At 40.5% G+C, this 20,131-nt stretch carries 19 protein-coding genes; 6 read left to right on the forward strand and 13 right to left on the reverse strand.

Translation table 11 applies throughout. The annotated features are described in order from the left end of the window. Window positions 1-18 precede the first annotated feature (18 nt). From KO524_RS11690 to KO524_RS11700, 3 genes are all read left to right on the forward strand, one after another. Entirely contained in the window at window positions 19-864 is an 846-nt protein-coding gene (locus KO524_RS11690) for an AraC family transcriptional regulator (protein WP_219294293.1), read from the forward strand. Between the two features lie 64 nt (window positions 865-928). Beyond that, entirely contained in the window at window positions 929-2,122 is a 1,194-nt protein-coding gene (locus tag KO524_RS11695; RefSeq protein WP_219294295.1) for a multidrug effflux MFS transporter, read from the forward strand. A gap of 126 nt (window positions 2,123-2,248) precedes the next feature. Continuing rightward, window positions 2,249-2,869 (forward strand): hypothetical protein, encoded by a 621-nt coding sequence (locus tag KO524_RS11700; RefSeq protein ID WP_219294298.1) that lies wholly within the window; start codon window positions 2,249-2,251, stop codon window positions 2,867-2,869. A 443-nt stretch (window positions 2,870-3,312) separates the two neighbouring features. Here KO524_RS11700 and KO524_RS11705 read toward each other — a convergent pair whose 3' ends face one another. From KO524_RS11705 to KO524_RS11735, 7 genes are all read right to left on the reverse strand, one after another. Further along, a complete protein-coding gene (locus KO524_RS11705; protein WP_219294300.1) occupies window positions 3,313-3,888 on the reverse strand; it encodes an NAD(P)H-dependent oxidoreductase in 576 nt (191 codons plus the stop codon). A gap of 1 nt (window position 3,889) precedes the next feature. Then, complete coding sequence (locus KO524_RS11710) at window positions 3,890-4,906, reverse strand: hypothetical protein (RefSeq protein WP_219294302.1); 1,017 nt, start codon at window positions 4,904-4,906, stop codon at window positions 3,890-3,892. A 121-nt stretch (window positions 4,907-5,027) separates the two neighbouring features. After that, on the reverse strand, window positions 5,028-5,588 hold the full coding sequence (locus KO524_RS11715) for a Crp/Fnr family transcriptional regulator (RefSeq protein WP_219294304.1): 561 nt from the start codon (window positions 5,586-5,588) through the stop codon (window positions 5,028-5,030). 66 nt (window positions 5,589-5,654) lie between these two features. Beyond that, entirely contained in the window at window positions 5,655-6,110 is a 456-nt protein-coding gene (locus KO524_RS11720) for a VOC family protein (RefSeq protein WP_219294306.1), read from the reverse strand. A 1-nt stretch (window position 6,111) separates the two neighbouring features. Continuing rightward, the gene (locus tag KO524_RS11725; RefSeq protein WP_219294308.1) at window positions 6,112-6,660 is read right to left on the reverse strand and encodes a dihydrofolate reductase family protein; all 549 of its coding nucleotides are present in this window, start codon (window positions 6,658-6,660) and stop codon (window positions 6,112-6,114) included. Window positions 6,661-6,923: 263 nt separating this feature from the next. Next, on the reverse strand, window positions 6,924-7,901 hold the full coding sequence (locus KO524_RS11730; protein WP_219294310.1) for a zinc-binding alcohol dehydrogenase family protein: 978 nt from the start codon (window positions 7,899-7,901) through the stop codon (window positions 6,924-6,926). Window positions 7,902-7,979: 78 nt separating this feature from the next. Next, the gene (locus KO524_RS11735) at window positions 7,980-8,552 is read right to left on the reverse strand and encodes a Crp/Fnr family transcriptional regulator (protein ID WP_219294312.1); all 573 of its coding nucleotides are present in this window, start codon (window positions 8,550-8,552) and stop codon (window positions 7,980-7,982) included. Between the two features lie 467 nt (window positions 8,553-9,019). Here KO524_RS11735 and KO524_RS11740 point away from each other — a divergent pair, with 467 nt between their 5' ends. After that, complete coding sequence (locus KO524_RS11740) at window positions 9,020-9,844, forward strand: alpha/beta fold hydrolase (RefSeq protein WP_219294314.1); 825 nt, start codon at window positions 9,020-9,022, stop codon at window positions 9,842-9,844. Window positions 9,845-9,931: 87 nt separating this feature from the next. Here the strand turns inward: KO524_RS11740 and KO524_RS11745 are convergent, their stop codons facing one another. From KO524_RS11745 to KO524_RS11765, 5 genes are all read right to left on the reverse strand, one after another. Beyond that, window positions 9,932-10,612, reverse strand: coding sequence for a superoxide dismutase (locus tag KO524_RS11745; RefSeq protein ID WP_219294316.1), 681 nt, complete (start codon window positions 10,610-10,612; stop codon window positions 9,932-9,934). 133 nt (window positions 10,613-10,745) lie between these two features. Then, the gene (gene pdeM / locus KO524_RS11750) at window positions 10,746-11,387 is read right to left on the reverse strand and encodes a ligase-associated DNA damage response endonuclease PdeM (protein WP_219294318.1); all 642 of its coding nucleotides are present in this window, start codon (window positions 11,385-11,387) and stop codon (window positions 10,746-10,748) included. 1 nt (window position 11,388) lies between these two features. Next, the gene (locus KO524_RS11755) at window positions 11,389-13,848 is read right to left on the reverse strand and encodes a ligase-associated DNA damage response DEXH box helicase (protein ID WP_370629738.1); all 2,460 of its coding nucleotides are present in this window, start codon (window positions 13,846-13,848) and stop codon (window positions 11,389-11,391) included. Between the two features lie 3 nt (window positions 13,849-13,851). Continuing rightward, on the reverse strand, window positions 13,852-15,432 hold the full coding sequence (locus tag KO524_RS11760; protein WP_219294320.1) for an ATP-dependent DNA ligase: 1,581 nt from the start codon (window positions 15,430-15,432) through the stop codon (window positions 13,852-13,854). 8 nt (window positions 15,433-15,440) lie between these two features. Continuing rightward, window positions 15,441-16,436 (reverse strand): ligase-associated DNA damage response exonuclease, encoded by a 996-nt coding sequence (locus tag KO524_RS11765; RefSeq protein WP_219294322.1) that lies wholly within the window; start codon window positions 16,434-16,436, stop codon window positions 15,441-15,443. Window positions 16,437-16,628: 192 nt separating this feature from the next. Between KO524_RS11765 and KO524_RS11770 the strand changes: the two genes are divergently transcribed. Beyond that, window positions 16,629-17,885, forward strand: a complete 1,257-nt coding sequence (locus KO524_RS11770) for a putative DNA modification/repair radical SAM protein (protein WP_219294324.1) — start codon at window positions 16,629-16,631, stop codon at window positions 17,883-17,885. A gap of 1 nt (window position 17,886) precedes the next feature. After that, on the forward strand, window positions 17,887-18,642 hold the full coding sequence (locus tag KO524_RS11775; RefSeq protein WP_219294326.1) for a TIGR03915 family putative DNA repair protein: 756 nt from the start codon (window positions 17,887-17,889) through the stop codon (window positions 18,640-18,642). 82 nt (window positions 18,643-18,724) lie between these two features. On the opposite strand, the gene KO524_RS11780 is transcribed toward KO524_RS11775, so the two are convergent. Further along, complete coding sequence (locus KO524_RS11780) at window positions 18,725-20,071, reverse strand: amidohydrolase family protein (RefSeq protein ID WP_219294328.1); 1,347 nt, start codon at window positions 20,069-20,071, stop codon at window positions 18,725-18,727. Window positions 20,072-20,131: the final 60 nt, after the last annotated feature.

Below are 20,131 nucleotides of genomic sequence, written 5' to 3' on the forward strand. Positions count from 1 at the left end.
CTTTAAACACCACTATGGATGAAATCAAAAAAGCAAGTCGTTCAAGTACAGCAACTGGACAAAAATATTCCGATTGAGTTTTTTCGAATTGAGGACAATTTTGATTTGTTCGACTTTAGTCAGCATTATCAATTTGATTTTTATCAGATTTTTTGGTTTATAGAAGTTAGCGATCAACAACAAGAAATTGACTTTATCGCCTATCCGCTCGAGGCACAACAAATATGGATTATCTATCCCGGACAAGTACATTATTTTGACCCCACTGCGGTATCGGGTTACTACCTTGCCATTGATAAAGATTATTTTCACCGCATTTTATTTCAAGAGGCCAAACAGCAAGGTTTTACTGAAAATGCTCCTTTAAAGTTTGAAGTCACCGCTAGCATGCGACCTTTATTTGAGCATTTATCGCTATTGATAGAACAGGAGTTTCACGATCAACAACGCGCTAATGTTTTGGAGAAATACTTGGAATTATTAATCCTTCACTTACAGGATTTACCGGTATTACAACAACGACATGTGACCATAGACGCGCGTATTCACAAACTGCTTGAATTGGTTGAACTGCATTATATCAGTGAGCGAAAAAATGAATTTTATGCCGATAAAGTGGCGTTGTCCGTCAAGCGCATGAATGAAATTTTATTGCGTTCCGTCGGCAAAAGTCTTAAACAACAGCTACAAGACCGCTTGCTGCTTGAAGCCAAACGCCTTGTGGGTTATAGTACCGATAATATCCAAGACATTTCACATATATTGGGTTTCTCAGATGTGACGTATTTTAACCGTTTTTTTAAGAAACTGACCTTAGTAACCCCATTAGACTTTAGAGAACAGGTGAAGAAAGTGCAAGGATAGCTCCTTTTTATATAAGTTTAAGCCGTTGATTTGAAACTACCTTTGTATCCTCAAAAAAAAGAATATGGGACAATTAAAGAAAAATCAACTCGTTGTCGTGCTAATTCTAGCACTGTTATCTGCTTTAGAACCCTTTAGCATTGATTTGTATTTACCGGGCTTTTTAAAGATGGCCAATTATTATCAGACGGATTTAAAATCCGTGCAGTTCTCCATATCTACGTTTTTAGCCGGTTTTGCTGTCGGACAATTATTTTGGGGAATCCTTTCGGATCGCTATGGACGAAAATGGCCAACCATCCTATCACTGCTGTTATTTATTGCAGCAACAGCAGCCTGTATTTACTCCAATAGTATTGAGCAATTTTGGGTGGCACGCTTTTTCCAAGCTTTCGCCGGTTGTGCCGGAGTAGTTATTGCACGAGCTGTGGTCAATGAATATTTTGACGCGAGCAATACGATGCAGATTTTCTCGCTACTGGCTATCATATCCGGAGTGGCACCGATCATCGGTCCGATTGCAGGAAATTTTCTGATCTCCCATTTTGAGTGGCAATCCACTTTTGTTACCCTACTGATATTGGGTATCATCTGTTTGTTAACCGTGGTGTTTTTCCTGCCAGAAACCCGAATTAAGTCAGCCTCAAAACCCGTAAATCTACTCGGAGAGTTTAAAAAAATACTGCGGGTAAAAACCTTTTTAAAGTATACGCTCATCGGTAGTTTAACCTATAGTATATTGATGATTTACTTAGCCAACGCACCCTATTTAATTATGGAATACGGAAAACTGTCATCCAATGCCTTTAGTTATATCTTTGCTATAAACGCCATCGGTTTAATTTTCGGTGCCTGGTTTTCTAATTCAGTTTTGTCGCGTTGGTGGTCCGTACGTCAAGTCATAAAAGGAACAGTATTCGCAGCATTGGGTCTCAGTATCATTTTCTTATTGTTGTGCGTTTACAAACAACCCATTGAGCCGATTTTGGTTTTGTTGTTCTTTTTGGAACTCAGTATGGGAATTTTATTCCCAACCACTACAAAACTAGCCTTGGAACCGTTTAATGAAAACAGCGGCTCCGCATCTGCCTTGTTGGGTTCCCTTCAATTGATAGTGACTTTCTTTATATCCGCCATCACCAATTTAATCCCCGCAGATCTGTTGTTTTTAACGGGATTAGCCTTGTTTACTTGCCATATCTTATATGTATTGTGCTTGATGATCCGAGAACCAAAGTTAGCTATACCATCAATTTAAACCGTAATTATCAGCAGTTGTTCGTTAATTGGAAACGATCATAAAATTAGTATAGATATTTGAAGCACTGTGCTAATAAACACGCTAAAACGGCATAGATATTGACTATACTAAAGAAAATAAACTATGAAAAATATTAAAATCTCCCTATTGAGTTTGGCTTTACTTTTTGCTGTAGCTTCTTGTAAACAAAACAAAGATGAAAGTAGTGCAACTCCAGAATCTACTGAAACGGTAGTGACGACTGAAGATGCTGGTAAGCCCGCTGTAAACAGCGAATTTCAAGAGCAAACCGTTGATGACGGATTAGCCGCCAAGATTACAGATTATCTAAACAACAGCTTTTTAAAAGCCGAAGATTTAAAAGCAATTAGCGCCGAAGAGCGCCACTTTCAAATGTATACAATCGATCTGAACAAGGATGGTAAAAAAGAGGTTTTTGTGTATTTAAATTCTCCTTATTTCTGTGGTTCTGGCGGATGTACGGTTTTATTACTCAGTGAGGATTTAAACTTGATTACCAAATTTACGGTAACTCGTCCTCCGCTATTTGTCGAACCTAGCGAGAAAAATGGATGGAACGTCTTGTCTGTACAATCGGGTAATGAATGGAAGGAATTGGTTTATAACAACGGAACTTATCCATCTAATCCGTCTATTGCTGCCAAAGCTAGCTATGCAGCACCAGATACCAAGGCAATTGAAATTTTCGGCAATAAGGTCACTGCTAAAACCTATACTTTTTAAGCCCATAGGCGTATATAATCATTTCACCCCTACGGGGTTCTATAATGATTTCACCCCTACGGGGTTTGTTTTGCGCATGGGCGTATAGGCCTAACAATCATGTCACCCCTACGGGGTTCCATAATTATTTCACCCCTACGGGGTTTGTTTTGCGCATGGGCGTATAGGCCTAACAATCATGTCACCCCTACGGGGTTCCATAATTCTTTCACCCCTACGGGGTTTGTTTTGCGCATGGGCGTATAGGCCTAACAATCATGTCACCCCTACGGGGTTCTATAATGATTTCACCCCTACGGGGTTTGTTTTGCGCATGGGCGTATAGGCCTAACAATCATGTCACCCCTACGGGGTTTTGTAATCCTTTCAGCCCTAACGGGGTTGTAGGTTATTAAAAAGCCTGTCTCTATGAGACAGGCTTTTTTGATATTTAAAATTCGAAATTATAGTTGTTTCTGACCCAAATGCCTGACTTTATCCAACCATTTTTCACGTTGTTTAACCGTAGCATCTTTTACAATACCGATATAGGTCATTCTAATCGGTTTGACACCACACAATTTTAGGCTTTCTTTCATTTGATACTCACTTGGCGCTTTAGAAAACAGTCGATAATACCAGCTGGGCTGGTCTAAGCTCGCGATGATGTGTGCGGTTTTCCCTTTCATTAACGGTTTAACTCGGAGCGAACCAATAATAGGCTCGTAGGTGAAACCCGGAAGAAAAAGCCGATCGATAAAGCCCTTCATCAATGCCGGTATACCGTTCCACCAAACCGGATGTACCCACACCCAATGATCAGCCCACTGCAACAAGTCAAAGGCCTCAAGCAAGTCCGGCTCGAGCTCGGTACGCTGTTGGTATCCATAACGCAAATTGGGATTAAAATCGAGATCCGCTATTCGCAATTTCTTGACCGTAACACCACTGTCGAGCGCACCACTCCTATAGGCTTCACCCAATGCAAAACACAAACTGTTTTCATTCGGATGTCCATCTATTATTAAAATTTTTTTCATGTTAAGCAATGCTAATATTTATGTTCACATTTTGACTTAAAGCGGTACTAAAAGCACCCTTCGAATACAGCTGATGTCCGAAATAAACACCAGGCAATAACTCCCCGTCCGAAAGGAGTTTTTCGATGTGCATCACCGTAGAAAAAGCCGTTAAATTCGCCTGTCCTTGTTCGTTTATTAAACCGATTTTCATTACTTCCCCTTTTTTAGATGTTAGCTGTATGTCAAAAGCGGTTTTATCTCCTGTGCCGTTGGCATAGAACAGTTTTTTACGTAACGAAATGGGCAGTATATCAAATACATGCCATTTTTGCATCAGACTTAGTAAATGTCCTGATAGGTTATCTCCGTAGGTTATCGCGGTTGAAACATTGGGTATGCCTTCAATGTGATGAAATACATAATTGTCGGGTGCGTCAAAATGATATAAATTAAAAACAGAGGAGGAAAAAGCAAACTGGTGTTTTTTACGCCCTTCAAAATGCCTGACATCATACTCTTTACCGTTGCGGTAAATTGGAAATTTCTTCGCTGCATTTTCCGCCATAAAATCCGCCGCACTCGCACCGGCTTTATCGCGCATAGAATAGTAAATCAGCAATTCCACCCCTTCTATATCACGCCATTCCATCACATCTTGAATCAATCCCGGAACCGCACTCCCCATCCAACTCGATGCCAAGACAATGTTGCTTCTTAATTGTTGGGATAGCGCCAGTTTATGGGCTGTTGCAATAGCCATACTGGTCTTTGTAATGTCTAAATAATCCAAACCCCGTTCGATACAAAATTGCATTAATTCGTTTTTAGGATCAACCGTACACATAACAACCAAGTCAATTTGAGCCGTCAGTATGTTTTGAAAGGTCTGTGGTTGGTCAACATCGATTAGTATTGTCGTTGACCCCACTTTCCTACTGCTGATAAAAAGCTTCGCTGAAGTTTGTCGTTCTTGCAGGAGTTGTTGCGTCAATTGACCTTGCAGTCCTGTGCCTCCTACCAATAAAATATTTTTCATATTGAGCTAGTGTTTTTGAAATCACATCACGACCACTTCTGTCCAATCAAACTCAAACAAGTGGTAGTGATTTTTCTTTCAAAGGTAGCATCGACAAGGACTGTAAAAAGTAGCCAATTGTCTATAAAAGCGATTTGCGAATTCGCGTCAATTGTCGGGTAGAGATTCCCAAGTAAGACGCTATATAGTGCTGTGGGATCAGATTGAGTTGCTTGGAGTAATTTTTCAATAGGTATTCATACCGATGTGAGCCGTTTTGCTGCTGAAATTCGGTAAAGTGCTGATTCATAAAAACATATTGATTTTCAACGAGTTTACGTCCTATCTTTTGCCAAGCCATACTGCTATCATACAGTTTTTCTAGATTTTCAAAGCTGATTGCTTCTATTTCGGTATGTTGCAGCGCGTGTATGGTTTCCTGAGATTTTTGTTGTTGGATAAAACTCGGATAAGCCGCCATAAATTCATTGTCGAAAGCAATACAACTCGTTACTTGTTCGCCCTTATAATTCCAATAATAACTGCGCAACACCCCAGAAACCACAAACATAAGTTCTCGACAAACCTTGTTTTCTTCGAGTAGTACCGCGGCTTTTTCAACCGTTCGTTTTACGATATACGCATCGATTTGATTTAATTCAGATGTGGATAGTATGTTTAATGAAGCTAGATATTCTTTCATTTTTGTTGTAGTAGCGAGGATTAAAAAAAGCTTTTAATGGAACGGTAAAGTATGCTAGTTATGGTATCAATCGATTTGATCGGGTTGTTGTATCGGCCGTTCTCCCAAATCTTCTATCACACGCAACAGATAACCATCGGGGTCAAGTACCAGAAATTGAAGTTGACCAAATGCTACGGCATCTGCCGTATACCAACGTTCTTCCAGGGCAATAAACAACGGCCAATCTGCCATTTTCAGTCTTTGTATAACCGCATGTATATCGGATACTTCTATTTGAAAATTGATTCCCCGTCCATACGGAGCTTCCAATTTCGCAGTTTCCCATGCGCGGTCCGAATCGTTGTATTGCTCCAACATGATCTGAGCTCCATTTAAATTCAAGTAGGCAAATTTCTCCAACGGTCGATTATATACAACACAAAATCCGATCAGATCACACCAAAAATCCAGACTGCTGCTGATATCCGAAACGATCAACTCGGGGACCAACTTTGCCCACTGACCAACTGCTTGATTCATATTATTTTACCGCTTTGTTTTTGTCTTCCCTTTTATAATGAGTCGTAACCACTCCATTACTATGTTTAATCACATCAGTGACGGCCCAATTGGATGCCTTTTGTACTGTAGGAAATAATGGAATACCACTGCCTAAAAGAGTCGGAATTACGGTGATTTCCATACTATCTACCAGATTGTTATTTAAAAAAAGAGCCACCATCTCTCCTCCGCCAACCAACCATATATCTTCACCACGAGTCGATTTCCATTCCGCTACTTTTGAGATGATGTCTTCGCCTACGACCTCAACAATATTCGAATTAGATTTTTTAGTACGACTTATTACATAGGTTTGTTTATCCACATAAGGCCACGGAATGTCCATATCCACTATGCTCTGATAGGTGCTACCGCCCATTATAATTATATCAACCGTATTATAAAAATCGCTATAACCGTAGTCGGATATCTCGGGGTTGGGATATGCTGTTAACCAATCCAATCCACCATCTAGAGTCGCGATATATCCGTCTAAGGAGGTCGCTATATATAATTTAATTTTTCTCATTTTTTTATAGAATTTGTAGTCCTAATTTTAAGCAACCTGTGCCTACACCATTTTATTTGTTACTTAATCACGGCAATTGAAAATCGCTGTACCAAACTTCAGAAAGTACCGTAGTCCCTACCTATTCATCGATATCCCTTGCAAAAATACAGGTTTATGATCTGAAAAATTTTGATGCATGCGATTTTATTAATTGTACTACCGATGTGGTCTTATGTTTAAAGTCAATTAGAACGTTGAAAAAAGTCGGTTGCGATTTGTTATTAATCTACAGTAAACACCAACCTGCTGTTCCACATTACGGAAGGGTTCCAGACTTCATCAATCGCTGTCATCGGATATACCGAAATATCCATTTTTAGAGTACCTGCAGCAGCCAGATTAAAGGCTTCAGGAAGTAAGGCTTTAAAAAAGATCTTGACTTCCTCGTCATTCCAACTTCCTAAACCCGACCCTAGCAACTGTATATCTGTTCCGCGTAAAATGGATGATGACAATTCCATTAAATCCCCAGACATCGCACCTACATTGACAAACTTCGTTTTATGTGTATAATGCCCCTTACCTTTTAAAGCCTCTAAAATCATCTTAGCACTGTGTCCCCAAAGGTAATCGATCACGATGTCTACCGGTGATTCAGAGTCAATCGCTTTAATTTGCTCGATAAAATCACCTTCGGACTGTTTTAAAGAGACCAACGTATCCGCTCCTAAATCCAGCAGCGAACTTAGTACCTCTTCATTTCTACCCGTTACACTTACCTTCGATGCGCCATAGTACTTGGCCATTTGAATCGCCACTTTTCCGGTAATCCCCGTTGCACCATTAATCAATACATGCTGTCCTTTTTGCAATTTTGCACGCAGCATTAGTGCAATTACCGATCCCATCAATGCATTGGGTAAGGCCGCAGCCAATTCGTTACTCAAGCCGTCTGGAATCATCACCAAACTGTTTTTTTTAACTAAGGCCTTTTCTGCCAACATCCCCGTCATTCCAAAACCATAAACCCGTGTTTTGTCATCGAGCAATCCCACGCCATCGGTACCAATTACACGCGGCACAAATTCAGCAGTCTGCGCAGAATAATGCTTGCCACTCGCGATAGCGCGGTCTAAGTTTTTAATAGAAACCGCTTTGACATGAATACGTATTTCACCATCATTTTTTGGAAGGGGTTGTTCGTATTTTTCAACATATACAGGATCACTCCCTTTGGTCATTACTGCTATAGCTTTCATCCTTAGAATTTTTAATATTAAAATATAAAATTAATACAGTTCCTAAGACTGAACGATAACATTTGTTATCAAATTCAATTATTTAAGAGCTAATTTACTTTTGATTCGGCTTAAATGCACTTTAGAAATCCCCAAATAGGAAGCGAGGTAATGTTGGGCAATCCGCTGAACGAGCTCCGGGCGTTCAGCGAGTAATTTTAAATAGCGCTGCTCGGGCGTCAATTTGATAAACGATAAACTGTGCTGCATATAATCAAAAGTACGATCGAAAAGAGCCTCGATAAACAGGTCTCTAAAAACCGGTATATCCAAACTGCCGTCAATCAAGGTTTTGATGTCTTTTTTATCAGCTACGAGTAGATCACAGGCTTCAATCGTTTCTATAGTAATCTGACTCGGAATGCCCTTCCAAAAACTCTCCATCGATGCTACAAGGCTATTTTCTAAGAAAAACTGGAAAGTGACATCGCTACCTTGATGGTTGATCCACACCCGTACACATCCTTTTTTTATCCAATACACCTTTTCTGCTATTTGTCCCTCATCCAACAAGATCGTTTTTGCTGCGAAACTTTGTGGTACAAAAAAATGCTCGTACTTCGCGATCAGCTCAGCAGTCAGTAAAGGATTTAAAACTACGCGTTCAAACATCTTTTTTCTTATTTGCTATTATTTCTTCATTCCAAAACTAGAGTCAGCAAGTTACTATTAAAATCTAATTCAGTATTTATGGACTCTCAAAAAACAGGTCTTTTTTTAATATAATTACACGGATAATCACAACTGTCCTTCCTTATAAATCAGTAGATTCTTCAACCCCCCTCCAGACTCTTAGCTGAATCAAAATTACTTTTTCAGCTTTACATATCCAAAACCGTCGGCTGTTTGACCATTCGTTCAAACACCGAATTGTTCCATTAAAAACAACAATTATTGATTTCTTTGTTAATTTTTACCAAAAAAAATAGGTTTTACACCTATAAACCTTTATTTTTATAATACACACTACTTACTAATCGATACGAATTTTCGCTTTTACCTTGGCTGTTTCGATTGAATTATATCTATTTAATCGCGCAATGTCAACTGCCTTTTTACGAAACTATAAATAGCTCCATATGAAAAAAGTTAAAGATGAAAACAGCGAATTACACATAATGGATTACGGAAGTGGACCTGCTGTTATATTAATACACGGATGGCCTTTGAGTTCCAAATCCTGGGAATACCAGATTACTCATTTGGTGGACAACGGTTACCGCGTTATTGCTTATGACAGAAAAGGATTTGGTCAATCAGCGACGCCTTGGGATGGTTATTCCTTTGATGAATTGGCTGATGATTTGAATCAATTGATACTCGATTTAAAAATTGACAAATGCACCTTGGTCGGTTTTTCAATGGGAGGCGGTGAAGTTATACGCTATCTGAGCAAATACGGCTCCAAACACGTGAGTCAAGCTGTGTTGGTATCGTCCATTATACCTTTGGTAAAGCAACATGCAGACAATCCGGAGGGAGTTCCGCAGAAAGATTTGAATCAGATATTGCAAAAATTGAAAACCGATCGACTGGCCTTTTTAAAAGACTTTCACCAAGGATTTTACAACTATACGGATAAAAATCCTACGGTACATCCCGCTCAATTGGATTTTGATTTTAGCATTTCTTCTCAGGCTGCTGCACACGCTACAATCAAAGCAGCGCAGGCCTGGATGGATACGGATTTTAGAGCCGAATGCAAGAAAATTGATGTACCGGTTTTAATCATACACGGCGACGCCGATCAGACCGTACCCATAGCCACAGCCGGAGATCAAGCACATCAATTGATTAAAAACTCCATCTATAAGGTGTATAAAAAGGCCCCTCACGGTTTGAATATCACGCACAAAGATGATTTGAATAAAGATTTACTTCAGTTTTTAAGTCATTCAAAATAAAGCAATTGTAAATTACCCGAAAACCGATAAAAAAAAATCGACTGGCCGTTTGGCAGTCGATTTTTTTTATTCATTATCTCTAAATGATTATTTCTTGATAGAAACAATTGCTTCATATCTTTTACTCACCTCGTTCCAATTGACGATATCCCAAATTGCAGCTAAGTAATCCGCTCTTTTGTTTTGATATTTTAAGTAATAGGCGTGTTCCCAAACATCAATCCCCAAAACAGGAGTTCCCTTTTCTTCAACTACATCCATCAACGGATTATCTTGATTGGGAGTAGAACTAACGAATAATTTACCGCTTTTATCAACGGCCAGCCAAGCCCAACCCGATCCAAATCGATCTGCAGCGGCTTTACTCATCTTCTCTTTAAAGGCATCCATACTACCGAACGATTCAACTATTGCTTTGGATAGTTTAACAGACGGTTGGGTATTTTTTTCTGGTGTCAATATCGTCCAAAACAATTCGTGATTGTAATGTCCTCCAGCGTTATTTCTTACTGCCGGACTTTCCGCAGATATTTTTCCTAATATGGCTTCTAAAGATTTCTTTTCAAGTGGTGTACCCGCAATGGCTTTGTTTAAGTTATTGGTATAGGCAGCACCGTGTTTAGAATAGTGAATTTCCATAGTTTGAGCGTCTACTGAACGCTCCAAGGCATTGTAAGCATACGGCAAAGGCGCTTGCTTAAATTGGGCCGACATCCACTGTGTACTGATTACTGCGGCAATAAAAAGGCTGGTTTTTAATATTTTCATAATATATTTTTTTAGCTAAATTAAGTTGGTCCTAATTCTGAAATAAAGTTAGACATTTCTAGCCGTACTCAATATTTTTTAGCATTTTTTATGATTTTGATAGCTTGTTAAGTCAGCAACTGCAATACCATTTTTATAAAATAAAAATCCCCTCTTCATCTAAGCCATAATAAACCGCATTCTTCAATTGATTTTGAGTATCCAACCCTGTAAAAAGGCTAAAAGCAGGTAATATCAATTGTTGGGGTTGCACGACAAAACAAGGCAATCGCAATTGTTTTTTGGTAGTCATTGTTAAGGCTATACCCGGATGAATGTGTCCGCTTATCACTGCGACATCAGCCTTAACTATCGGTTGATGTACAAAGGCGATGCCATCGATTTCAAGAAAATCAACCACTTCGTCTATACCTAACTGCTCAAAAACCATCGCTTTATGACGGTCGTGATTGCCTTTGATCAAAGTGGTTTTTAAGTCGGGAAAACACCCTATAATTCCGCTTAGTTGCTGTACCTCAGCATTAGCTGCTGCGTGAATGAGATCGCCGACGACAATCAGTTGTTTGGGTTTGTAATGTTCCAGCTGCCGTTCCAGACGGATTAAATCGCGTTGGTGTACTAACGATGGAATTGCCAAGCCATTTTTGCGAAAATGCTGGCTTTTCCCCAAATGCAGATCCGATAAAATCAATATCTCCCTATCGGGCCAATACAGCGTTCGTTGATTCGATATGATCCATCTTTTGTCTGCAAATAGAATTTCCTGCTCGATCATTTTATCTCTTTTTCTTTTTAATGGTATTGCGCTGTATCATTTTCTCAATGCGGGTAGCGAGATTTTCACTGGATAAGGACTGTCTTAAACTGTCGACTTTTATCGGAAAACTCAAAGGCGTGAAAAAATCAGATTCTTTATAGATGATGGTACTTGACGCTATTCTAATAAATGCCTGCATCAAACGCACTTCTTCCAATTGTTGGTTAAAAACTTCTGTATAAGCTTGGCGCAGCAACAGGTGTTGGGGTTCAAAGTCCTCCAAAACCTTAAACATAATGCTCGACGAGGCCTGCAAAGATTTATTGTTGCGTTGAGCTCCGGGATAACTCTGAATCACCATACCCGAAATTACGGCAATTTCTCTAAATTTATGCAAGGCCATTTCGGTGGCATTAATGCTGCTAAAAACATCAGCCATCAACGATTCTACCGTAAGTAATTGTTTTAAAATATCTTCATTGAGCGGTATAGGCTGATCGGTAAACAATTCAAAACCGTAATCGTTCATCGCAATCGAAAAACTAATCGCTACTAGTTTACTGATGCGGTAGGCAATCAAGGTTGCCATCACTTCATGGACGATTCTTCCCTCAAACGGATACATAAATAGATGGTATCCCTCTCGCGTATGGATTTGTTCGACCAAAAATTCGTTTTCTCTGGGGATATGGGAGTACAGTTTTTGATGTTGCAAAACGGGTTTTAAAAACTGCAATTCTTTATCCTTTGGGTGTTCACTTTGAGATTCACCTATTTTTTGACGCAGAAAATGCCCTAAGTCCGAGCTTAAAGGTAAACGTCCTCCCAACCAACTCGGTGTGATGGCTTTGCCTTTGGATGCGCGTACATATACCGTTAATTCTTTGATCTGAATATACTCCAAAATACGCCCCGCCAATATAAAACGATCGCCTACTTTGAGTTTACTGACAAAGTACTCCTCTACCATACCGATATAACCACCTGATAGGAATTTTACACGTATCATCGCATCACTGACAATCACACCGATATTCATCCGGTGTATCATCGCAATTCTACGGTTTTCTACTACATAAAGTCCATCGTCGCGACGCAAAACCCGATGAAATTCCTCGTAATGCTCCCCCAATTTACCTCCTTGGGTTATAAACAGCAAACACCAAGCCCATTGTTCAGCATCCAACGATTGAAAGGCATGGGTTTGCTGGAAGACTTCAAATAATTCGTCGGATTTAAATCCACCTCCTAAAGCCAGAGTAACCAAAAACTGCACCAATACATCATAGGTCAAAACCAAAGGTGTACGCGCCTCTATGGTGTTGGTGACCATTGCTTGTCGCAGTGCTGCTACCTCGATTAATTCCAAGGAATGTGTCGGTACAAAATAGATTTTAGACACTTCATGTGGGGAGTGACCGCTACGTCCGGCACGTTGTAAAAATCGCGCAATGCCCTTGCTGGAACCAATCTGTATCACCGTATCCACGGGTTTAAAATCAACGCCCAAATCCAATGATGACGTACATACCACGGCTTTTAACAAACCATCACTCAACGATTCTTCAATCCATTGTCGCAAAGCATGATCGATGGATCCGTGATGTAGCGCCAACTGACCCGCAAAATCCGGATGTGCTTCCAACAATAATTGATACCACATTTCACTCTGACTGCGGGTGTTGGTAAAGATCAAAGTCGAGCGGCTATTTAAGATAATCGGCACTACCTTATCGACCAACTTACCGCCTAAATGCCCCGCCCACGGCAACAGGCTTACCTCATCGGGATAAACGGGTATGATTTGTATTTTCTTTTTTTCTTTCGCGCTAATTTTTATCTTTTTTACCGCTTGGGGTATTAAAACATCCAAGGCCTCATCCAAATTACCAATGGTTGCCGTAATGCCCCAGACGCGCAGTTTGGGACGAACATGAGTTAGATAGACCAAGGCCAATTCAACCATAATTCCGCGTTTGTTTCCCATCAATTCATGCCACTCATCTACGGCAATACATTGTAGGTTTTCAAATATCTTTTCACGATCTTTTTGCGCCAACAGCAGATGCAAACTCTCTGGGGTTAGCAGCAGTATATCGGGTACGTTTTTCTTTTGTAAGGCCTTTTCTTTTATCGAGGTATCGCCGTTGCGCACCGATACCTTCCAGTCCAATCCAATGCTGTCAATAGCTTCTTTCATCGCTTTTGCCAGATCTTTTGCCAGAGACCGAATCGGCGTGATCCAGATCAGCTTTAAACCTTTACCATAGGTTTCGGGTTGATTCATATAGTCAATCAAAACCGCTAAAAAAATGGCGTAGGTCTTGCCGAAACCCGTCGGTGCAACCAATAGACCGCTATAGTGCTGAGCATAGTACGACCAAGCCTTCTTTTGAAAATCAAAAGGCTGTTGACCCCGTTCTGCCATCCAATTGTGAATGAGCAGATAACCGTCTGTTTGGCTGAGTTTTGTTTTCAATAGTTAGCTTATCAATGATTTCACTTGTTCTAGCGTATCGATATCCGCTACTGTTTTGTCTTTTCTCCAACGTTTGATGCGCGGAAACCGCAAGGCAACACCCGATTTATGTCGACTGCTTAAACCAATTCCCTCAAAGGCAATTTCAAAAACCAATTCGGGCTTTACCGTCCGAACCGGTCCAAACTTTTCTATAGCATTTTTATTAACGAATTTGCTGACTTCCTGAATTTCTTTATCAGTCAGGCCCGAATAGGCCTTGGCAATGGTAACCAAGGTATCGCCATTGCGAATGGCAAAGGTGTAGTCGGTATAGTGTCCGCTGCGTCGACCACTGCCCTTTTGAGCGTAAATCAATACCGCATCTATCGTTAACGAATCCAATTTCCACTTCCACCAATCACCGCGCTTTCTACCGCTGTGGTAAGGGGAATCCAGGTTTTTAATCATCAGTCCTTCACTGGAATGTTCGCGCGACAAGGAGCGAATTTTTGCAACCTGCTGCCAATTGGACGCTTGTTCTCTTTGGGAAATCACAACCACTGTGGACGGGTTTTGCCTGACTATTTTTTCTAAAATCACTCTTCTTTTCCTTAAGGGCTGTTCCCGTATGTCGGTGCCTTGATATTCTAATACATCGTAGAGATAGACTGCAACAGGTAATTCCTGCAACATTTTCTTGGTTAGCGTTTTTCGATTGAGTCGTTTTTGCAGGGAAGTAAAGTTTTGTATTTGGTGTTCAATCACAACCAGTAATTCGCCATCAACAACAAAATCATCAGTCCACTTTAAAAACTCTTGTTCGATTTCTGGAAATTGAGCCGTTATCAACTCCTCCCCTCTAGACCAGATAAAAACTTCACCGTCTCTTTTGATGATTTGTGCCCGTATGCCATCCCATTTGTATTCCACCTGCCATTGTGCTGCCTCCCCCAATTCCTCTGTCTCTTTATCCAAGCCATAAGCCAAACAAAATGGATAAGGCTTGCTCTTGTGTACTTCGGTGAATTTGCCGTGAACGAGGTCTTCGAAATTGACTTGATCCATTTGCCAGTTCCCCATTAAACTATGGGTCACCGCGGCGGGTTCCAACTGATAGTAGTGCGCAAAGGCATTGATTAATGTTTTGGAGGACACACCAATTCTAAAACTACCTCCGATCAATTTATTAAAGATAAACCGTTCTGTGAGATTGAGATGCATCCACGCATCAATTACAAATTTGCGTTTCTCTTCTTCCGTGCCATCGCGCAAGGCGATAATCTGATCCATCCATTGCGATAAGGATTGTTCTATGGTCTGTTCACTTGGAGGCAGGATTAAAGCAAGGGTTTCTCCCAAATCGCCGACGGTGGCATAACTTTCTACAAACAACCATTCAGGCAATCCCGTTAAGGTTATCGCCCATTGCTTTAACAGGGTGGTATTGACCGAACGCTTGGGGCGTCTACCTGTAAACAAAGCCAAAAACCACAATTTATCTGTTTCGTCGGCCGTGTCCAAAAAACGGTAGATCGCCTCGTATTTATGCGTGGTTTTGTTGGTGCTATCCAAAGCGTGAATTAAAGTAGCGAATGTTTTCATAGGTCCTTTTATTCCGGAGTTTTATCGTCTTCTTCATTTCCGTATTCCGTTTGCAGTTCCACTGCTTCTATGCCTAATTCCGTCAGATATCTGGCAAAAACCGCGGTTTGTCCGTGGGTAACATATACTTTTTCTGCTCCCGTATTTTGAACGGCAGTAATTAATCCATCCCAATCGGCGTGATCACTGATTGCAAAACCCGCATCGGCACTACGCCAACGGCGAGCACCTCGAACCTGCATCCAGCCCGAGCAAATGGCATAGGCTTTATTGGGAATCTTTTTAAAAGCCGAGGTATCGACCAATGACGGTGGTAGTATCACAAGCTGTTGATCTAAATGAGCTACTGATTCTCTAAAATCTGCCGCCTGGTATTCAGGCAATTTTATACCCACTTGTTTATAAGCCTCGTTGAGTTTCCCAATCGAGTAATGTACATATATCGGAGCGATCCCTTCAATCGCCTTCATAATTCGCTGGGCTTTACCCAATGAATAACCTATAAAAACAGAGGTTTTACCCATTTTCTGATTGTCTATAACCCATTGTTGCAATTGTTGATGCTGTGTGGCTATCGAAGGCCATCGGTAAATCGGCAATCCAAAAGTACTTTCCGTGACAAACTCGTGACATTTAACCACTTCGAAGGGTGTCGATAGTCCGTCATCTTGAATTTTATAATCGCCAGAAACCACAACGACTCGGCCTTTATATTCCATGCGAATTTGAGCAGATCCAATGATGTGTCCCGCCGGATGAAAACTCACTTGCACTCCATTAATACGTATAATCTCATTATATGCGATTCCCTGTACATTAATATCCGCACTAATACGACTCTTCAAAATTGGTACCGTAAAATGGTGACATAAATACGATTTCATACCCCAATGTGCATGGTCTGCATGGCCGTGAGTGATCAATGCTTTGTCTACAGCTTTCCACGGATCGATGTAAAATTGACCCGGCACACAATAAATCCCGTTCTCAGTAAATTTCAACATAAGCTATAGAATTATTTAAATTTAATTAAAATAAATGACGGTATCACAAATTTTAACTATTAAATAATACAATTCCCAAAATATAGCTTTGGGAAATCAGCGACTACTTTTTAACGAATAGTTACCTATTATTTCTCAGTCTGTGTGTTTTAAATACACTAAATTTGTATTATAATATCTTGATAGTCCATAATGGAGCGCATTGAAGAGAAGTTGCGTATTTTAGCAGATGCTGCAAAATACGATGTGAGTTGCAGTTCTAGCGGTAGCAAGCGCAAGAACACTGGGGGAATCGGCGATGCGTCTGCTTCGGGTATTTGTCATACCTATACCGAAGACGGCCGTTGTGTTTCGCTGCTAAAAATTTTGTTGACCAACTACTGTATTTACGACTGTGCCTTTTGCGTCAGTCGGAAGAGCAACGACGTGCAACGCGCTGCTTTTACTGTAGAGGAGGTCGTAGATTTGACTATGAATTTCTATCGCAGAAATTATATTGAAGGATTGTTTTTAAGTTCGGGTATTTTTAAAGATGCCGATTATACGATGGAACGCCTGTTACGTATCGTTAAAAAACTGCGTTTGGAACAGCAATACAACGGCTATATCCATTTAAAAACCATACCGGGTGCCAGTAAGGAGTTGATACTCGAAGCGGGATTGTATGTCGATCGAATGAGTATCAATTTAGAAATGCCTACGGAAGCGGGTTTAAAATTAGTCGCACCGGAAAAGAATCACCAATCGGTACGCGAACCTCTACAATTTGTTAACGAAAAAATTCAAGCACTTCAGGGCGATCAGAAAGTGATCAAACACAAACCGCTATTTGTACCTGCCGGACAGAGTACCCAAATGGTGATTGGAGCTACGCCCGAAAGCGATTTGGAAATCATGAATGTCGCCGACGAATACTATAAGAACTACAATTTAAAACGGGTGTATTACAGCGGTTATATTCCGATTAACAACGACAACAAAAACCTATCACAAATAGGAACCCGTCCGCCTTTGATTCGCGAAAATCGACTGTATCAAACCGATTGGTTACTGCGCTTTTATGGATTTAAATTGGATGAGATCTTAAATCCGGGCTTTACTGATTTGGATCTGGACATCGACCCAAAATTGAGTTGGGCCTTGCGCAATCCGCAATTTTTTCCAGTGGATATCAATACAGCAGACTACCCCGCTATTATTCGTATTCCCGGCATTGGTAGACAGTCGGCCATGAAAATCATTCAGGCACGAAAATTTGGAGTTTTACGCGAATTTCAATTAAAAAAGATGGGCATTGCTTATAACAGAGCTCGTTTTTTTATGGTTTGTGCCGATACGGCATTTTCGCGAGGGAGCTTGCAAATGCATCAAGTCAAACACCATATTTTAAAAGGTGGCAATAGTAAGTTTCAAAGTTTACCCGCCGCCAATCAATTGAGTTTGTTTTAATATGATTTATGTATTTGACGGCAGTTATTCCGGACTGCTATGCAGTGTATTTGAAACATTTGAAATGCGCGAATGGGAGGCGGTACCCGTGGCACAACAGCATTTTCAACAAGATATCTTTACACCTTTTAGAACGATAGACTCCATCGACGACAAGGCTGAACGTATTGGTAAAACGATAAAAACGAAGTTTGGTACTGCTTTTTCCAATGAGGTGTATCGCGCATATCTGTCGGAAGATCCCTTTGCGTGGCAATGCATACACTACCTCCTGGTTCAAAAATTCAAAGGTCGTGACATCCTCAATGATTACGGAGATCCCAAGGTGCTTTATTTTCATCAAACACTCAAAAAAATCAGTCGAGAACGGCATCGAATGAAAGCTTTTATCCGCTTTCAAAAAAGTGCGGATAACCTCTATGTGGCGGTGATCGAACCCGACTTTAACGTATTACCGCTGATCTTGGCTTTTTTTAAAAACAGATACGCCGATCAGACTTGGTTGATTTATGATGTAAAGCGCGACTATGGCGCCCTATACGATAAAACAACTATTGAAGAGGTGATACTGAGCAAATCCGAACAACTCGATTTGAATCCGTCCGAAGTTTCATTGGCCCTAGATCCTAAAGAGGTTTTATATCAGAGCCTATGGAAATCGTATTTTAAAAGCACCAATATCGAAGCGCGCCGCAATATGAAATTGCACTTACAACACGTGCCGAAGCGGTATTGGAAATACCTCACTGAAAAATAATTCTGTGCAAATTTTGAACATAAAAAAACCCGAACAGCATCCGGGTTTTTCATTAAAAGAGTTATTGCAACCAAGCGATTATTTATTTCGTCAAGGTATTTTTATAAACCACACCGTCTTTCATAATCAGTAGAAAATTATTTTCCGGATCGCTAACCAAGTCGATGTTTTCCAACGGATTGCCATCAACAAGTATTAAATCGGCATAAGCTCCCTCAGTGATTTCACCGAGTTTTCCCTTTTGATATGGGTTTCGTTTACCGCTCATCCCCAACAACTCTGCATTGGTAGAAGTAGCCATTTTTAAAATCTCAAAAGGTGTATACCATCGACTTAATTTAGCCAGTTTTTTTCCTTGTTTTTTAGCGGATTCGCTATCGAATAAAACATCGGTTCCCCAGGCTGTTTTAATTTTATATTTTTTTGCCAAAGCATAGGCATCATCGGTACCTTTACTCATTTCAATTTGTTTTAAACGGTTCGGAGATCCCGCCGGTAGTGGATTGGCATCTTCATCGTCCAGAAACGGTTGTAAACTCCACCAAATACCCTTTTGAGCCATTAATTTAGCGGTTTCCTCATCGGCCAACTGTCCGTGATCAATACAGGTTACACCGGCGTTAATCGCTGTTTTTATCGCATTAGGCGTATAAGCGTGTACCGTGACATAGGTTCCCCAATTTTGCGCTGCCACTACAGCTGCTTTAAACTCGGCATCGGTATATTGGGTAACGTCTAAAGGGTCGTAGTCTGATGCTACACCTCCTCCAGCCATCAGTTTAATCTGAGTAGCACCTTGTCTTAATTGTTCTCTAGTTCGCATCAATACCGCATCTTGTCCGTCGGCAACAGCAACAATACCACTGCGTTCTGCATACGACAACTCCCCTATTTTTCTGGGAACATCAGTCGGTAAACCAAAATCACCGTGACCTCCCGTTTGTGAAATAAAAGCACCGCTTGAATATACTCGTGGCCCTACAGCCAATCCCATATCAATGGCTTTTGCCAAGCTCAAGGAGCCTCCTCCTAAATCCCGTACCGTGGTAAATCCACGTAACAATTGCTTTTCAGATGCTTTTGCGGCAATAAAATTCAACATCGCAAAATCTGCAGTCATCGCTTGTAATTTGGGTACAGACTCAAACATTAAGTGTACGTGGGCATCGATTAATCCCGGCATCAAAAACTTGCCTTTACCATCGATGACTTTGATTGTTTGATCGTTTGCAGCAGGTATGGATGTAGTCGATATTTTAGCAATTAAATTGCCTTCAATCAATACATTGCCCTGAGTAACTTTGTTGTCCAAACCATTAAAAATTTGAACATTCTGAATCAGCACTTTAGTGGGCTGTTTCGACTGCCCATAGCCATTAACATTAATGACAAAGCTCAGTACAGCCAGGCAAAATATTTTTGATTTCATAGTTATTTTGTTTTTTGATTTTTAGTGCAATTTCTATAAAAGATAATCAGCTTTAAACTG

The organism is Flavobacterium sp. NKUCC04_CG, assembly GCF_019345525.1.
In the GTDB taxonomy this organism is placed as follows: Bacteria; Bacteroidota; Bacteroidia; order Flavobacteriales; family Flavobacteriaceae; genus Flavobacterium.

Bases quoted from the DNA above. Each gene is read 5' to 3' on its own strand.
- KO524_RS11690 (WP_219294293.1), top strand. From the start codon at position 19: ATGAAATCAAAAAAGCAAGTCGTTCAAGTACAGCAACTGGACAAAAAT.
- KO524_RS11695 (WP_219294295.1), top strand. From the start codon at position 929: ATGGGACAATTAAAGAAAAATCAACTCGTTGTCGTGCTAATTCTAGCA.
- KO524_RS11700 (WP_219294298.1), top strand. From the start codon at position 2,249: ATGAAAAATATTAAAATCTCCCTATTGAGTTTGGCTTTACTTTTTGCT.
- KO524_RS11705 (WP_219294300.1), bottom strand. From the start codon at position 3,888: ATGAAAAAAATTTTAATAATAGATGGACATCCGAATGAAAACAGTTTG.
- KO524_RS11710 (WP_219294302.1), bottom strand. From the start codon at position 4,906: ATGAAAAATATTTTATTGGTAGGAGGCACAGGACTGCAAGGTCAATTG.
- KO524_RS11715 (WP_219294304.1), bottom strand. From the start codon at position 5,588: ATGAAAGAATATCTAGCTTCATTAAACATACTATCCACATCTGAATTA.
- KO524_RS11720 (WP_219294306.1), bottom strand. From the start codon at position 6,110: ATGAATCAAGCAGTTGGTCAGTGGGCAAAGTTGGTCCCCGAGTTGATC.
- KO524_RS11725 (WP_219294308.1), bottom strand. From the start codon at position 6,660: ATGAGAAAAATTAAATTATATATAGCGACCTCCTTAGACGGATATATC.
- KO524_RS11730 (WP_219294310.1), bottom strand. From the start codon at position 7,901: ATGAAAGCTATAGCAGTAATGACCAAAGGGAGTGATCCTGTATATGTT.
- KO524_RS11735 (WP_219294312.1), bottom strand. From the start codon at position 8,552: ATGTTTGAACGCGTAGTTTTAAATCCTTTACTGACTGCTGAGCTGATC.
- KO524_RS11740 (WP_219294314.1), top strand. From the start codon at position 9,020: ATGAAAAAAGTTAAAGATGAAAACAGCGAATTACACATAATGGATTAC.
- KO524_RS11745 (WP_219294316.1), bottom strand. From the start codon at position 10,612: ATGAAAATATTAAAAACCAGCCTTTTTATTGCCGCAGTAATCAGTACA.
- pdeM (WP_219294318.1), bottom strand. From the start codon at position 11,387: ATGATCGAGCAGGAAATTCTATTTGCAGACAAAAGATGGATCATATCG.
- KO524_RS11760 (WP_219294320.1), bottom strand. From the start codon at position 15,432: ATGAAAACATTCGCTACTTTAATTCACGCTTTGGATAGCACCAACAAA.
- KO524_RS11765 (WP_219294322.1), bottom strand. From the start codon at position 16,436: ATGTTGAAATTTACTGAGAACGGGATTTATTGTGTGCCGGGTCAATTT.
- KO524_RS11770 (WP_219294324.1), top strand. From the start codon at position 16,629: ATGGAGCGCATTGAAGAGAAGTTGCGTATTTTAGCAGATGCTGCAAAA.
- KO524_RS11775 (WP_219294326.1), top strand. From the start codon at position 17,887: ATGATTTATGTATTTGACGGCAGTTATTCCGGACTGCTATGCAGTGTA.
- KO524_RS11780 (WP_219294328.1), bottom strand. From the start codon at position 20,071: ATGAAATCAAAAATATTTTGCCTGGCTGTACTGAGCTTTGTCATTAAT.